This is a genomic window from Bartonella machadoae (assembly GCF_022559585.1).
Classification (GTDB): domain Bacteria; phylum Pseudomonadota; class Alphaproteobacteria; order Rhizobiales; family Rhizobiaceae; genus Bartonella; species Bartonella machadoae.
In genome coordinates, this window is the sequence record NZ_CP087114.1 from 2,383,911 (window position 1) to 2,400,045 (window position 16,135).

Sequence of the window (16,135 nt, forward strand, 5' to 3'; positions counted from 1 at the left end):
TTTTCTCTTTTAAACATCATAATAACTAAAAACGCTCTCATAATGCCTATTTTTAACTTTATAACGCATCATTATTTTTATGAGATAACTTGTGAATATTTTTGTGAATTTCGTTGTCATTTTATAAAGCGACCGCGTCTTTATAATCAATGCTTTTGATTCAAAATCTATTGTTTTGATTCATTCTCTATAGCCACCGCATCATTCTCATAAAACAAAATGATAAATATGATCATGCGGTTTTGATTTTTATAAAAACATTTTGAATTCTTACATCCTTATCAAAATGCCTTTTTATGGGCTTTTGTCTCTTGTCAGTTATTAGCAGTCATTTTACCCCCTCATTTTTAAAAAAACTTTTTGATAAAAATAAAAACCATTATATTTCAATATGTTAGTATGTTTTGAGAAATAATCAGTGCTAATAAGATGATTTATATAGACAATTAATGAGATAAGTTGATTAAAACTTGTCAGTATCTGTCTAAAAATTTAACAGACAACATTTATGATTAGAGTGCGTGTTTAAATCATGTTTTATGAGAGGGTATATAATCCTTTAAAGCCTTTCAAAAAACAGCTTGTGATTATAAGAAATGCTATCAAGGCTTTTATAGCTATTAATTTTATAGGTTTTGAGGGTTTTGAAGGTTTTGAGGGTTCTTTTTTAGTCTCACTTTAAAAAAAAATTTTAGTAAAAAATAAAAAGTGTTATATTTCAATATGTTAATTTTTATCAACTTTCAAAAAACAACCGATAATTGACGGCATATCGTATAAATACAACCATTACTATATGTTTTGAGGGTTTTGAAGGTGTCATAACGTAAAGATAAAAACATTCATTCTTCTCTTTAAAGAGAGCTTTTGAAAGATATGATGCTCTCATTTGAGATTGCGATATAATCTTTTAAAGGCAATGTAAAAAATCTTATCTTCTCTTTTTAGAATTGCGCATGGTAAATCATTCCTTTTAAGATTGTACATAAGCAACATAACAAGAGAAGTATAGATTACGGTTATAAGATCTATACCCCTTATGAGATTGGCATGTTCATATGATAGGCATGCTTCATAAGTCTTAAGTCTCTTCAGTTTCTCTTAATTCCAAATTTGGTAGGTTCTTAACAATCTTCATTGTTTCTAAACTCACTGTAATAACCCTTTGGAACAATTCCAATGGATAAGCAGGATTGCCAATGGTCTCAACCGCATAGCGATTGGCATCATTAACAATGCCACTCTTTTTATCAGTTTTTACACATTGGCGCCCCATAACCCATTCAAGAGCAGATTTACCATTTACGATATATTCATAAGCTTCCTTGGGTATATCTGTTATTGTGATATTGCTATTGTAAATAACAGTGGTTTTATCCTTTTCCTTACTATTGCCAGCGAATTTCATTTCTGTAACGTAATAAAACTTTTCGGGGTTATTGATATCTGTAAGTTTTGGATTGCCTTTTTTAAAGGTCACGGGATAAGGCTCTACAGTTTCATAATTGACGTGCAAATTGCCTAATTCACGACCCGCATTAACAAATGCCCAGAAATCTTCAGCACTCTTTACGCAAGGGATGCGAGGCAATTCCTTAGAGAGGTTATCAGCATAGCGAGCACGGTAATCTTTTGAATGCAAGAGACCGTAAACATAATAGAAGATATCATCTTTAGTGATGTTCTCATTAGGATAAGCTGTTTTAAAATGTGCTAAACCCTCATCAGTAATGGCATCACGGCGTTGTAAACCAGCGGCTTTGCTTTCTTCTGTAGAACTTGTAAATAAATGAGTTTGTTTTTCGTTTTTATCTTTTGAAGGCACAACCTCTTCGTAAAGGTACAATGGAAAGCATTGACCATTATCTATTGCATAGTAATCAGGTAAACTTTTACTCATCAAAACAGAAAAGCCACTTCGTGCTCCGACAGCAGAAACTTGTATCGCCCTATTTTCAAGCACTTTTCCCATAGGGAACATATAGGGCATTTGACAGACTGCTTCATTGAAAGCACGATTATAATAGAGCCACTGTTGTGTAAAAGGACGATATAAACTTTTTGTGAGGCATGTTTCTTCAAATTCGAAAGCTTTTCCTTTTGCTAATTGTTTTTTAAGATTAAGACTCCAACTAATTTTTTGTGCATCTGAATTGATAAAACTATCTACAGCCTTTGTACGTATTTTGCGGTCAGCATGTGGATGAGCCTCATTAAAACGTTCTACTTCGCTATCATAGAACGCAATCATATTACGCATATTTTTTGCTAAAACCTTACGACTTGAGTTATATGCCCATGCATCACGATTGGTTTTAAGAGCACAAGAAAAATTTTCAAAAAGCTTTTTATCTTGCTTTTTTCTGTTACTCATAACTAAAAATGCTTTGAAACTGTCATCACGTTGATTTAACCAATCGCCATGCTTGTCTGGTGTAATCAGTTGCCAACCTAATTTATCGCCAAGACCATCAACACTCCTGAGGTACTCAAGAGCCGCAAGTTTACCTTTTGTTGTAAGATTATTACCAATATCATGATAGTAAATTTTACAATCTCCAGAAACATTGGGATTTTTGATAAATAATGTTACGGCAATACCGGTCATACTACCACTACCAAAGATATTCTGTCCTTCTTGAGCTCTACCACCGCTTAACATGTTTTTGCGAATATCTCCTCGTAAATTAAGCACATAAATACTGGTAAATTCTTGAGCTAAAGATTTTCGCAAGCCATCCATTGTTGGCTTTTCTATATAACTAGAACCAGAAACAAAGCCGATAACCCCAGCATTCTCAATACGGTCACTTGCCCAGCGAATGGCACGAATATAACTATCATAAAGCGCTTGCATAAGACTTGCTTTCGATTGAGCAACATAGGTTTTACGAATACGGTTATCTAAGAGTGGATAAGAAGAGTTCTTCGCATTATCATTCGCACTTTTTTGCCCTGTTGAATAAGGAGGGTTACCAAAAATAACTTCGATATTCAGGTTTTTCTGAAGTTCTAAATAGACGCTGTTTTCCTCTAATAAACCCTTCATCAGATCTTGCTTTTCAACCCTCTGAAACGTATCGGTTAATCCAATATGTTTAAAGGGAATATAATCTCCTTTCATAAGACTATGATAGGTCGTTTCGATATTAATTGCTGCTATGTAATAGGCTAAAAGAACAATCTCATTGGCATGGATATCATGACGGAACTTATATTCCATATCTTCCGGTTTTATCAGATTAGAGTGTAATAACCGCGTGATAAAGGTACCGGTACCCGTAAAGGGGTCAAGAATAGAAACACCCCGTGAACCCAAGCTCTTGCCAAATTCCTTGCGTAAAACATCATCAACCGAATGAATAATAAAATCCACAACCTCAACAGGGGTATAAACAATGCCAAGCCTATCCGTGGTCTTTTTAAATGCCTTGGCAAAAAAGCTTTCATAAAGCTTGATAATAAGGTTCTGTTTTGCATGAGGTTCGGTAATCCCTGCTGTACAGAACGTGATACTTTTGTAAAATTTATCAAGATCTTTCAACTCTTCTTCGATATTCGTTTTATCGAGTTCAATGAGTATTTTGTCCATTGCTTGCGAGATGGCATTGTTCTGTACGAATTCATTGCCTTCAAACAAAGCTTTAAATATAGGACGCGTTACAAGATGCTGCGCTAACATCTCAACGGCTTCCTCTTGTTTTATTTCACTGTTTACATTGTTTTGTAATTCCTTATGAAATGCATCAAAAGCAAGGTAAGCTTTGCTCTTGTTATCGGAAAGCGTATCTTGAAGACGGACGATATGGTTTTGCGCAATCTCAGCAACATTGTTCGCCCAAATGCCCCAATAATCCGTGATTTTAAAGCTATCCAGAAAAATGGCTTTGACAAAATCAAAAAATTCAGAACGGTGGAATAAGTCTTTTTGCTCTTTATACCACGTTTGAGATTTGCTTTCTGCTGTTCCTATGGTCCGTCCAGAACTTTCTGCTTTTGCTTGTATCGAGATCTCATCAACCGTTGTGGTGAGCTCCTGTAATTCATTGGCACGCTTAATCTCTATAATCTTAATCGTATGACTGCTATCTTGTCCTAAAGACATTTGATTAATCGTCCTAGCAAACCTTTCATCATGGGAATGTAAAGCATGCAAAACTTGCCAAACAACACGATATCTCTTATTGTTTCGTAAAGCTTTTTTAGCTTCTAAGTGTGAGGGAATGATAATCGGTAAAATGATATAACCTGTTTTCTTATTGGGAGCCCGACGCATCACACGCCCCACCGCCTGTATCACATCTACTTGGCTATTACGCGGATGTAAGAACATGATCGCATCAAGAGCAGGGACATCAATCCCTTCAGAAAGACACCTTACATTGCTTAAAATCCGACAAACGTTTTTACCGGCATCTCCTTTAAGCCAATCCAGTTCTTCATTGCGTTTTTTGACACTTTGTTTTCCGTCAATATGTCTTACTTCACAGTTGAGAAAGGGAACTGTTTGAAGGAAATCATTGATATGAGATTTGATAATTTTATTGAAGAGCTTTGTAATATATTGAGAGGTATTGATATCTTTGCAAAAAGCCAAAGCACTATGCATGGGCTCTGTATCATCCTCATCAATAGCTGCTTCCTTATCTATTTTGGTCAGGGCTCTATAACAGCCAATAATTTTTGCAGCATCATCTAAATCAATTTCACGGTTTTCATTGGCAATAATATCTTGTATGGCTGGTGTAATATAGGTTTCATCAATGCCTAAGACCACAATCTTGTAAGGTGTTAAAAGTTCATTATCGACAGCTTCCGCAAAGCTATAATGATGCAGTTGTTTGCCATAAAGCGTTTCATCATCCATAGAAGCCAGCACGGCATTAATCTCATCCGCACGCCTTTTAGCAGTATCACTAAAAATGCGCGGGGTTGCCGTCATGTACAGACGTTTTTTTCCCTGAACAATACTGTTATCATGAACCTTGACAAATTCAGATTCATTGTCGTCACTTCCTAAGGATGTCCCAGTTGTTCTATGAGCTTCATCACAAATGATCAGATCAAATTCGGATAAACCATGGTCTTTTTGCGCATCGGATATCACTTGGATGGAATGATAAGTCGAAAACACCACAGTCATTGCATCTGCTTGGTTCTCACGAGCTTCTTTGGCAAGTGCTTGTGCATCTGTTGTAGCAGGCAATACAAGATCGGATGTTTCCATGCCAACAATATCATCTTGGCTTTTACGACGCTTGCCAACTTTTGTATCCGAACAAACAGCAAAGGAATGCAATGGGATTTGTGCATCCGCTGTCCATTCCCTTATGGTTTGTGAGACTAATGCAAGAGAAGGTACCAGAAATAAAACCCGCTTGCCTTTTCCGGCTATTTGTTCTGCTATCTTAAGACTGGTGAAAGTTTTACCTGTTCCACAAGCCATAATCAGCTTGCCACGGTTAGCTTCTCTTAAACCCTCACAGACTTTTTGAATTGCTTCTATCTGATGAGGGCGTGGTTCTTTTGTCGATTTAAGGACAACTTCTTCTTTTGTTGCAAAGATTTGCCAGTCTATACGACTGTTTTCCATATGACGAAGGTCAATGCGATAAACCGGTATCGCTTGTCCTTTAATCATTGCATTCACATTGTCACTTAAATTCACTTCAGTGCTATCAACCAGAAGGCGATATTTGAAGATATCTTTCCCAGAGGCAGCAATAAAGCTATCAATATCCTTTTTACTGATCTGATGATCTGCTTCATAAAATTTGCATTGAATTGCAACATACCCATCTCGATTACGAAGTTTTGCAACCAAATCAATTCCAATATCCCGCCCATCTTCATCACGCTCTTTAGCCCACTCGTAATAGCTCTGAACCTTTTCATAGCGCCCGTAATGAAGAGGGTCATGCATAAGGTATTTAGTAACAAAGCTTTCAAAAATTGTTCCTTTATGTGCATTTGAGGTTGCCTGTTGGCGATAAGACTGTAAGAGAGAGCGTAAAGAAGATTGTTTCTTATCAGAATTGAGGTTTTGAGGCATTATTCAATAAACTCCATCGTCTTATAAGATTAGAAGAATCACAATGGCGTTTCATAAATACATTTAGAACAAATATCGAGTACCCAATAAACCAAAATGGCGCAAAAACCTATCAAATGCTTTAAAAAAATTTACAAGATGCAATTATAAACAGCCTATAAACAGCAAAGTAGTAAAATTTACTATTCATTTTATGGAAATCAAAACAAATTCGAACCGTGTTTAAGAAATCAAAATGAATAGTTTGATAAATATCAAATGAAACCTTCAAAACCCTCAAAAACCCTCAAAACATATAGTAATGGTTGTATTTATACGATATGCCGTCAATTATCAGTTGTTTTTTGAAAGTTGATAAAAATTAACATATTGAAATATAACACTTTTTATTTTTTACTAAAATTTTTTTTAAAGTGAGACTAAAAAAGAACCCTCAAAACCCCTCAAAACATATAAGAAAAGTTGTTTTTATGATTCCTATATCTCTTATTACTTGTAAAAATCTATAAAAAAGGTAAGGATAGAAAAGAATATGTTTTATCAATAAGTTATATTGAATTGCCCAATAAGCGTTAAGTGGTGTTGTAAAAGCAATTTTTACACTTTTTGCTATAGGTTTTGAGGGTGTGGTAAAAAGTGCTTCATTGTTGTGTTCTCTGATTTTTCACCAAAGGATGCCATTCATAGCGTATGGTAGGACGACCGCCTTTTTGCGCCTTGTCTTCACAGATTTCACGAAGATAGTTGCAACGGCATAAAAGCTCTAAAGCTTTTTTAATGGCTTCCTTGTCTTTTAAACGCGTCCAGTTACGCTGGAGAATATCACGAGCAGTAAAGACACTAGGCAAGTATTCACAACGCTCTACAAGCAAATTTGCATGCTCTATTGTTAAGCTATCATCCGCCGCATAAAGACGTTTCGCATGGCTTAAAAGATATTTTGACCAATGCAAAGCCATAAAAAGATAAGGGTAACTTACTTCAAAACGATTACCATCAACAAGTTCGAAGATTAAGGCAAGACTTGCTATGGTTTTGTCCATTTTTGCACAATGGGATTGCAAAGCTTCAGAGAGATCATCCCTTCTGATCGCTTTCTGATGATTTTCCCACCACTCACTAAACATCTCTTGTGCTTCAGCAGAAAAATGCATGGTCGTTGGATGTTGAGAAGATCCTACCGGTTTATCATAAAGACAACGAAACACTTTTTCATAAGCTTCCCATGCCTCTCTATTGGGATATTCATCCCTCCATTCTCTCTCTTTATTGTTATCGGGCCAAACGATTATTTGAAACCGTTGCAATAAACCATCATCGTTTATCCCACGCTTTATCGCTTGTACAATGGGAATAATCCGAGAAGGTTGAATGCCCCCAATCATAGAAACCGTTGCATTGGGAATATAAATTGTTCCACGTCCAATACGGTCATAGGTAAAAGAAGAATTTCCATTAAAAGCCGTCAGATAAAAAGAACGGTCTGTCTGATATTCCTTTCTTTCCATATTGGCTAAAAAACCAGAAAGTTCATCACGGACCATTAATAATCCCCGCGGGTTTTCTCTCAGTAATTCTCCAAGCTTTTCGACGGTCACATCATTGACCAGAAGACGCCGTTTAACAAGAGTTTCATCCTCACTTTCTTGGTCTTCAAGAGATTCATTAAGAAGAGCGAGAGCTTGTTCCTTGTTTTTATTTTTTAAAGCTTTTCGGATTTGTTTTTTCTTTTCTTGTCTCTCTAATTCAATGAGAAGATTTTTTGTCTCTTTCTGTTTTTTCTGTTTCCGCCATTGTTGATGCCATTCATCTTGAAAGCGATAAAGAGGAGCGAGAGCTGCTTGCATATCTGGTGTTTTGAGAGTTGCAGATCGCCCGATAATGGCGCCCCATAGATTAGGAACAATTTTCCAATTGTGCGTATTTTGTTTTGGAGCAATGCGAATTCCATTTCCAATCAGGGCAGCTAACCCACACAGAGCCGAGACAGCAATAAAATCGAGAGAAGATTGTTGGCACTCAGCCACGTCATAAATATAGGGTCTTAACGTTAAAGGCATTTGTTCCGGATTAAAAGATTCAACCGGTAAAAGCGCTTTGTTTATTGGTTTTAATTCGCCCCAACCCATTTGTTGCAAAGCCTGTTCATAAGGAATGGCTTGTAAACAGGGATGCTCCTTTAAAGAGACAGGGGTGTTATCATTATCAGTATTCTTTACAGAGCTATTCTCATTATTATCAAGACTATGTTTTGTCATTATTTTTCTCTTTCATAATTTAATAATAAAACGTTAAAATCAGCTCCTTCGGGAGCTTGCATCATCAAGACTTCAAAGCCTTGGCATTGCGCACGGGTAGCAAGGGCAAAACCTGCTTTACGACCCGCCTCATCGCCATCCATAGCTATGGTGAGATGGGCTTTTGATTTGATATGGGGTAAATTCACATGCGTCATGCCACTGGTTGAAAGGGATGCCCATAAAGTCACAGGCTCTGATAACAGACCAGACAGCAGAGAAAGACCTGTTTCAATTCCCTCACAAATGACCAGATGTTGATGATTGGCTTGGCTTAAATGTACAGCACCGCCCTTAACAGAGCCCAGCATGGCTTTTGTTGGTAACTGTTCTGTTTTGCATCCATTGTCTTGTAAAAAGGTTCTATGGATTGCAAAGGAGCCACCACCCTCAACAAGAGCAACCAATGCGGGGATGGTTTTCCCAGAGGGATGAGGGCATTTGCTATGAAAACGTAAATTGGAGGGTAATTCACAAGTGATACCACGCTTGCGTAAATAAAGCTCTGCTATGGTCCCTTTAATGGGTTGACTTTGCTTCCAAATCTCTTGTGCTTTAGCAACTTTCTGTATTGCTGTTTTCTGCTCTAATAAAGAGCGATTGTAACAAGAGGTTTTATGAACGAAATATGCTTGCTTCTCTTTTTGACAGTAAGCATTTTTATCAATCAACCCAATATTCTTAAGAGCTTGTAAGATTTCTCTAAAAGAGCAGCCGGCATAACAATAGAGTAAGAGACGCCCATCATTTCCATTGGCAAGAGCTAAACTAGGTGACCTATCATCATGGGCAGGACAACGGGCAAGTCCATAATGCCCGTGCCAAACACCATGCAAGGCACAAACCATGCTTTGAGCATTTGTACAATGCATAAAATACCATCCTGCTACTTGCATTACAGGACAGATTTTGTTATTTCAGAATTTGTGAGACTTGAAATACTTTTGTCTGTCCTATAAGGCAAAGTTTTTCTTTAAGCGGCGTTGTTGCTACGTTGGTTTTTAGCCTTCTCGATTACATCATGAAGGTCTGATGCTAACCAACGGGATAAGGCACCAATTTTTAGAGGTTTTGGTACCGTTCCATCAGCAACACGCCGCCAAAGTGTTGTAACGCTTATACCAAGCAGTTTTGCACTCTCACGAGTTGTGAGAAGTCCTTTATTTGTATTCATGGAATCCCCATTTATTTAAACATTCAAGTGACCGAATCACTATTTAATGACCGTATATAAATAGCATTTTGTATCAAACATTACCAGCAAAAACATACGTTTCTTGCATAAAAAACAATATGTTGTGGTTGTGGTCTTCATAATAAGCAATAATTTGTGGTTGCTATTATTCATTATGGATATAATAAAGGCAAAGACATAGAGTTATTCTTAACTTTTATGATTTTGCCCCGTGACATAAGCCGCCCATTTATCCATATAAACACGGCGCTGTTCTAAATAATCAGTACGACGGTAAGCACGCTCTACTTTACCCCCGACCGTATGACCTAGAATGGTTTCTGCTACCTCAAAAGGGGCATCGGTTGTTTCTGCTAACCAATCGCGTAAACTAGAGCGAAAACCATGGGGACAAGCATCAAGTCCAGTTTTTTTCATATATTTTGACATGCAAGTATCAGCAAGGGAACCTCGACCGGTTGCAGAAAAAAAGAAATCATTACGAGAAAGCAAGCGCGCTTGTTTTAAAATTTCCAATGCCTCTGATGATAAAGGCACGCGAAACTCTGTTGTAGTATCACGCCTTCCTTTCATATTTTCAGCAGGGATGGTCCATATATCACCATCAACTTGATCTTTACAAATATGACGCAAAGGATAGGTACGAACACCTGTCAGAATAAGCAGACGCAAAGCTAGTTGTGTCATGGTTGTTGTTTCGCAAAGTGTTTTATAAAAAGCCGGTATATCTTTCCAATCCATTGCTGGTCTATTTTTAACTTTATGGCGTTGTTTCCCCAGCAAAGCTTTTGCTTTTTCTGTAGCCTGTAAATCAACATCCAAACCCAAGGCAGCAGCATGTTTAAAACAAAGATTGAGACGCATCAGTGCTGTATTTGCTGTACCAGCTTTTGTATGCCAGATGGGAGCAAGTGTATTGCGTATATCAGTTTGCGTGATTTCTGAGACCGGTAGACAACCTAATTTAGGGAGAATATAAAGACGTAAAGGTGAAAACCAATCTCCATTTTTACCATCTCCTTTTAATTCAGCTTTACGGCTTTCAAAAGCATCCAAAGCGATATCTTTGAGATAATGCAGATTACGCATTGCCTCACGCTTTTGTTTCTCACGTTCTTTAATGGGGTCACGACCCTCACGTAAAACAGAACGCCATTGGGTTGCACATTCACGGGCTTGTTTTAAAGAGACATCTCTTAAAGCCCCCAATCCCATTTCACGACGGCGTCCGTGGATGGTATAGCGTAAAAGCCATTGAGCACCACCATCTTTACGCTTATGAAGTAACAAGCCAGCACCATCATTATATTTGCCAGCCCCCAATGTTGCGACAGCCCTTGCATTAAGACGATTCATTAAAGGCATTTTTGCTCCTTTCTAAACGGTTTTCTACCCACACGATAACCCCGCTTATGATGTGCAAGTAAGTGACTTTAATTGATACAAAATGAAATGATTTGAAATGAGAGAATCTTACAATATTCGGGGGTATGATACAAGTTGAAAAAGGATGATTTATCTTTATAAATCAATACGTTGTATACCTTCATAAGCGTAAAGATGGTGGTGCTCAATGGCTTTACCGCTATACCATCCACGGGAACCATCGTGAAATGGGATTGATGCTTTAAGAAATGTTTCTTTAAAAAAAGCACGTAAATTGGCAACTGGGTGGCGTTTTGTTTTCCATAAAAGTCGTAACTCCTTAAAGAACGTGACAAACAAAAACGTGAGGCAATGCGTAATCTCCATTACTTAAAAGATATTGCTGTAGATGCTTTTGAAATTTGTAAAGCTGAATTAAAAAACGATGGTAAGGCTGGAGATTGGTTTTCATCGTTTACAACTTCATATTTTGCCAAAATGAGGCTGTTGACCGGTTTCAGAAATTACGCAAACTGATAGACGCAATACGCTTACCCCCATTTGACATACAAAATGAGACAGCTAAAAAAGTACTAAATTACCTTAATCTTTGTCTTAAACATGCTGCTACATTGGAATGAGATGTTGATTGACAGACTACAGAAAAAGCACGTGCTCTTAAGCAAACAACGGCATAAAACGCAAAATAGACCAGCAATGGATTGGAAGAGATACCGGCTTTTTATCAAACACTTTACTTTGCAATACACCAACCCTAACACAATTGACTTTGCGCTTACTTATTTTGACAACTGTTCACACATATCCCTTGCGTCATATCCATAAAGATCAAGTTGAAGATAATCTATGAACCGTCCCTGCTGAGAATATAAAAGGAGAGTACCAAACCGCCTTAATCTTTGTCTTAAACATGCTGCTACATTGGAATGAGATGTTGATTGGCAGACTACAGAAAAAGCACGTGCTCTCTTAAGCAAACAACGCCATAAAACGCATAATAGACCAGCAATGGATTGAAGAGATGTGCCAGCTTTTTATAAAACACTTTGCGAAAGATCAACCCTAACACGACTGGCTTTGCGATTGCTTATTCTTACAGGTGTTCATACATATTCAGGATATATTTTTATAATGAGACATCTCTTTTGCGCAAAAGAAAAAGAAGCCCTTTAAAAAAGCGATCAGTGCTCTTTTTAATGCGCATACAAAAGCCAATAAGCTCCTAGAGATTAAACACTTCAAAAAACGCAACAATCTCACAAATATCTTATTTCTTCTATGACTTTCATGAACTGGTAAGTTTTAAAGGCGGCGTTCAACCATGAGTTTTTTAATCTCAGCAATTGCCTTCGCTGGATTTAGCCCCTTTGGACAAGTCTGTGCACAATTCATAATCGTATGACAGCGATAAAGGCGGAAAGGATCTTCTAAATTATCAAGACGCTCACCACACATCTCATCACGTGAATCAGCAATCCAGCGATAAGCCTGAAGCAAAATTGCTGGTCCTAAATAACGATCACCGTTCCACCAATAACTCGGACAAGATGTTTGACAACATGCACATAAAATACACTCATAAAGCCCATCGATTTTTTGGCGATCAGAGTGGCTTTGTAACCACTCTTTTGCAGGTTCTGGAGAAACGGTTTGCAACCAAGGTTCAATCACACGGTGTTGCGCATAAAAGCGCTTCAAATCAGGCACCAAATCTTTGACAACGGGCATGGAAGGCAGAGGATACACCTTAATGGGATGCTTCACATCATCCATTCCTTTGGTACAAGCCAATGTATTGGTTCCATCAATATTCATGGCACATGAACCACAAATTCCCTCACGGCATGAACGGCGCAGTGTCAAAGTTGGATCAATATGATTCTTGATAAACAAAAGTCCATCGAGAATCATCGGACCGCAGGCTGAACGATCTACATAATAAGTATCGAGATGAGGATTTTCCTCATCATCAGGCGACCAACGATACACATGAAATTCTGTTAGTTTAGTAGCGCCTTCAGGCTTAGGCCAAACTTTCCCTGGTTTTACTTGAGAATTTTTGGGAAGCTTAATCTGGACCATCGTTCATTCTCCCCTTAATAAACACGTTTTTTAGGCGCGATACGTTTTAAATCGATACCACCATCTGCTTCAGACGTTAATGGATCAACATGGACAGGCCGATAGGACAAAGTTACCTTCCCTTCTTTCGACAAATGTGAAAGGGTATGTTTACGCCAATTTTTGTCGTCACGCTCTGGATAATCTTCACGTGCATGCGCACCACGACTTTCTAAACGTGCTTCTGCAGAATAAACAGTTGTAATTGCATTAGCCATCAGATTTTCAAGCTCTAATGTTTCAACCAAATCGGAATTCCATATTAATGAACGATCTGTCACTTTGAGATCAGACAATTCATCCCAAATTTGGCTTATTCTCCGACATCCTTGTTGCAACGACTCTTCGGTACGGAATACCGCAGCATCTTCTTGCATAGTCCGTTGCATTTTTTCACGCAACACAGCAGTTGGTGTTCCCCCCTGGGCAAAACGCAAACGATCAAAACGCGCCATAATCTGGTCAACAGCTTCCTCATTAATGGGTGGAATTTCCGCATCTCGATCAATAACCTCACCGGCACGAATTGCAGCGGCACGCCCAAATACGACAAGATCAATCAATGAATTTGACCCCAAACGATTCGCCCCATGGACAGAAGCACATCCAGCCTCCCCCACAGCCATCAAACCTGGTTGAACACGATCGGGTGAATCAGCTGTTGGATTAAGCACTTCTCCATAATAATTGGTAGGAATACCGCCCATATTGTAATGAACCGTTGGCAGAATGGGGATAGGTTCTTTTGTCACATCAACCCCTGCAAAGATTCGTGCTGATTCAGAAATTCCTGGTAAACGCTCATGCAATATCGCGGGATCAATATGGTTGAGAACCAAATGGATATGATCTTTTTTGGGACCAACACCGCGTCCTTCACGAATTTCAAGTGTGATACAGCGTGAAACAAGATCACGTGAAGCCAAATCCTTAAAGGAAGGCGCATATCGCTCCATAAAGCGCTCACCTTCAGAATTAATCAAATAGCCTCCTTCACCACGTGCCCCTTCTGTAATAAGGCAACCCGAACCATAAATCCCTGTAGGATGGAATTGAACGAATTCCATATCCTGAAGCGGCAACCCTGCACGTGCAATCATTCCCCCGCCATCACCGGTACAGGTATGCGCCGATGTTGCTGAAAAATAAGCACGCCCATAACCGCCTGTTGCTAGCACAACCATCTTTGCTGAAAAACGATGGATTGTACCATCATCAAGATTCCACGCCACCACACCGGTACAGACACCATCAGTCATAATCAAATCAAGCGCAAAATACTCAATAAAAAACTGCGCATTATGTTTTAAACTCTGCCCATAGAGGGTATGCAAGATAGCATGCCCCGTGCGATCAGCAGCAGCACAAGTGCGTTGCACAGGTGGACCTTCACCAAACTGTGTTGTATGCCCGCCAAAGGGACGTTGATAAATTTTTCCTTCTTCCGTTCGCGAAAAAGGCACTCCATAATGTTCTAATTCGTATACAGCGGCAGGTGCATTACGCACCAAATATTCCATTGCATCCGTATCACCCAACCAATCAGATCCTTTTACCGTATCATACAAATGCCATTGCCAATTATCAGGCCCCATATTGGAAAGTGAAGCAGCAATACCGCCCTGTGCTGCAACCGTATGTGATCTGGTTGGAAAAACCTTTGTGATACATGCTGTTTTTAACCCCTGCTCTGCCATACCAAGCGTAGCACGCAAACCGGCTCCCCCAGCACCAACAACAACAACATCAAATTTGTGATCTACAGTGCGATAAGAAGCATTACCTGCTCTAGCGCTAAGAGGAGTTTTTGTACTTGCCATATGATTTAACCCCCTAATGCAATTTTCAAAAGAGCAAAAATGATGACACCACCCAAAATAAAACAAAAGAGAATATTCAATGCCAAGAAGAATATTCGAAAACCCTCACGAGGAATATAATCTTCAATAACCACCTGCATTCCAAGTTTCATATGATAAAGGACAGAAAGCGTCATCAATCCCATTAAAACAGCAACAATAGGATGCGCAAGCCGCGCACGGATAATGCTATAGTCCTTTCCAACCAATGAAAGAATAAGCACAATGAAAAAGATCAAAAGCGGTAGATTGATAAAACCTGTCAAACGCTGCAACCAAAAATGCTGTGTCCCTTCATGCGCACTCCCGCGTCCACGGACTTTTGCAAGTTCTGTTCGAAAATCTTTTTTCATAGCCTCTCCACCCCCAAGCTAAACAATACTATATCCGATAACCCAAATGGCAAGAGTAACACTAAGAGAAATAAACACTGTTGCCCAAGCAGTCGTTGTTGCCTTTTCTTTAGCCAAAAGGCAAGGTTTTAGGTCCCAAACAATGTGACGAATACCACCAACCATGTGGTGGACTCCGGCAAGAGTATAAAGAAACAGGATACAAAGCCCAAACCAAGAACTATAAATCTCGTTTACGGTTTTAAATGCTTCATCCCCACAGCTAATGGCAAATAACCAAAGAGCGAGAAAGACTATTCCGAAATAAAGAGCCATACCGGTAATACGATGTGCAATTGACATCGCCATTGTGATGCTCCAGCGATAAATGCTTATATGGGGAGAACGCGGGCGCTCTTTCATCCTAATTGTCTCTGTCATAAACATCCTGACCTGTTTTTTTTTACAACTGCGTTATGAGCGACAAAACGCACAAAACAACAAACTGCATTATCATTTCCATTTAATTTGGCGTCTCAAACATACCAATATTACAGGTCGGTTATCTCAAATAACGGATTAAAGGTCACGCTTAAAAAAAACCGATTGTTCCACAGATCCAATCTGTAAAACGCATCTTAATCTAATACAATTTTATCTTCACGTCAAAGGTCTAACATCTTTTCTCAAAGAGAAACATACATTTTTTCAAGCGTACGCACCTTTTTCTGAATATCAATGACACAGCTCATGAGAATGAAAATTTAAAATCTATCCATCATTATAAGGGGAATAAGATACTGAAACTTCGAGAAATTCGACATTTTTGTATTCATTTCAATCTCTATTCACTCAAAGTTACTTCTTTAAGTTATAAACACGAACCACTGTAG

The 16,135-nt window shown here is 38.6% G+C and carries 9 protein-coding genes and 2 pseudogenes; 2 read left to right on the forward strand and 9 right to left on the reverse strand.

Going from position 1 to position 16,135, the window contains the following annotated elements:
• Positions 1–1,081: 1,081 nt before the first annotated feature.
• The 5 genes from LNM86_RS11315 to LNM86_RS11335 all read right to left on the reverse strand — a co-directional run bounded on the left by LNM86_RS11315 (position 1,082) and on the right by LNM86_RS11335 (position 10,909).
• On the reverse strand, positions 1,082–6,052 hold the full coding sequence (locus tag LNM86_RS11315) for a DEAD/DEAH box helicase (protein ID WP_241437756.1): 4,971 nt from the start codon (positions 6,050–6,052) through the stop codon (positions 1,082–1,084).
• 641 nt (positions 6,053–6,693) lie between these two features.
• Complete coding sequence (locus LNM86_RS11320; RefSeq protein ID WP_241437757.1) at positions 6,694–8,310, reverse strand: YfjI family protein; 1,617 nt, start codon at positions 8,308–8,310, stop codon at positions 6,694–6,696.
• A complete protein-coding gene (locus tag LNM86_RS11325; RefSeq protein WP_241438973.1) occupies positions 8,310–9,221 on the reverse strand; it encodes a DUF7146 domain-containing protein in 912 nt (303 codons plus the stop codon). Before LNM86_RS11325 ends, LNM86_RS11320 begins: the two co-directional genes overlap by 1 nt.
• Before the next feature lie 101 nt (positions 9,222–9,322).
• The gene (locus tag LNM86_RS11330) at positions 9,323–9,523 is read right to left on the reverse strand and encodes a helix-turn-helix transcriptional regulator (protein ID WP_241437413.1); all 201 of its coding nucleotides are present in this window, start codon (positions 9,521–9,523) and stop codon (positions 9,323–9,325) included.
• A gap of 210 nt (positions 9,524–9,733) precedes the next feature.
• Positions 9,734–10,909, reverse strand: coding sequence for a tyrosine-type recombinase/integrase (locus LNM86_RS11335; RefSeq protein ID WP_241437758.1), 1,176 nt, complete (start codon positions 10,907–10,909; stop codon positions 9,734–9,736).
• Positions 10,910–11,088: 179 nt separating this feature from the next.
• Here LNM86_RS11335 and LNM86_RS11340 point away from each other — a divergent pair.
• Together LNM86_RS11340 and LNM86_RS11345 are read left to right on the forward strand one after the other, a co-directional pair.
• A pseudogene (locus tag LNM86_RS11340) lies at positions 11,089–11,777 on the forward strand (integrase); the annotation flags it as partial.
• 41 nt (positions 11,778–11,818) lie between these two features.
• A pseudogene (locus LNM86_RS11345) lies at positions 11,819–12,040 on the forward strand (integrase); the annotation flags it as partial.
• 192 nt (positions 12,041–12,232) lie between these two features.
• Here LNM86_RS11345 and LNM86_RS11350 read toward each other — a convergent pair.
• From LNM86_RS11350 to sdhC, 4 genes are read right to left on the reverse strand one after another with little or no spacing between them, the layout of a single operon-like run.
• Positions 12,233–13,012, reverse strand: a complete 780-nt coding sequence (locus LNM86_RS11350) for a succinate dehydrogenase iron-sulfur subunit (protein WP_241437759.1) — start codon at positions 13,010–13,012, stop codon at positions 12,233–12,235.
• A gap of 14 nt (positions 13,013–13,026) precedes the next feature.
• Positions 13,027–14,871: a succinate dehydrogenase flavoprotein subunit gene (sdhA, locus tag LNM86_RS11355; RefSeq protein WP_241437760.1), complete on the reverse strand. Its 1,845-nt coding sequence runs from the start codon at positions 14,869–14,871 to the stop codon at positions 13,027–13,029.
• Between the two features lie 5 nt (positions 14,872–14,876).
• Entirely contained in the window at positions 14,877–15,263 is a 387-nt protein-coding gene (gene sdhD / locus LNM86_RS11360; protein ID WP_241437761.1) for a succinate dehydrogenase, hydrophobic membrane anchor protein, read from the reverse strand.
• Positions 15,264–15,281: 18 nt separating this feature from the next.
• The gene (gene sdhC / locus LNM86_RS11365) at positions 15,282–15,683 is read right to left on the reverse strand and encodes a succinate dehydrogenase, cytochrome b556 subunit (protein ID WP_241437762.1); all 402 of its coding nucleotides are present in this window, start codon (positions 15,681–15,683) and stop codon (positions 15,282–15,284) included.
• Positions 15,684–16,135: the final 452 nt, after the last annotated feature.

Coding starts and splice junctions, on each gene's coding strand:
- LNM86_RS11315 (WP_241437756.1), bottom strand. CDS start 6,052: ATGCCTCAAAACCTCAATTCTGATAAGAAACAATCTTCTTTACGCTCT.
- LNM86_RS11320 (WP_241437757.1), bottom strand. CDS start 8,310: ATGACAAAACATAGTCTTGATAATAATGAGAATAGCTCTGTAAAGAAT.
- LNM86_RS11325 (WP_241438973.1), bottom strand. CDS start 9,221: ATGCATTGTACAAATGCTCAAAGCATGGTTTGTGCCTTGCATGGTGTT.
- LNM86_RS11330 (WP_241437413.1), bottom strand. CDS start 9,523: ATGAATACAAATAAAGGACTTCTCACAACTCGTGAGAGTGCAAAACTG.
- LNM86_RS11335 (WP_241437758.1), bottom strand. CDS start 10,909: ATGCCTTTAATGAATCGTCTTAATGCAAGGGCTGTCGCAACATTGGGG.
- LNM86_RS11350 (WP_241437759.1), bottom strand. CDS start 13,012: ATGGTCCAGATTAAGCTTCCCAAAAATTCTCAAGTAAAACCAGGGAAA.
- sdhA (WP_241437760.1), bottom strand. CDS start 14,871: ATGGCAAGTACAAAAACTCCTCTTAGCGCTAGAGCAGGTAATGCTTCT.
- sdhD (WP_241437761.1), bottom strand. CDS start 15,263: ATGAAAAAAGATTTTCGAACAGAACTTGCAAAAGTCCGTGGACGCGGG.
- sdhC (WP_241437762.1), bottom strand. CDS start 15,683: ATGACAGAGACAATTAGGATGAAAGAGCGCCCGCGTTCTCCCCATATA.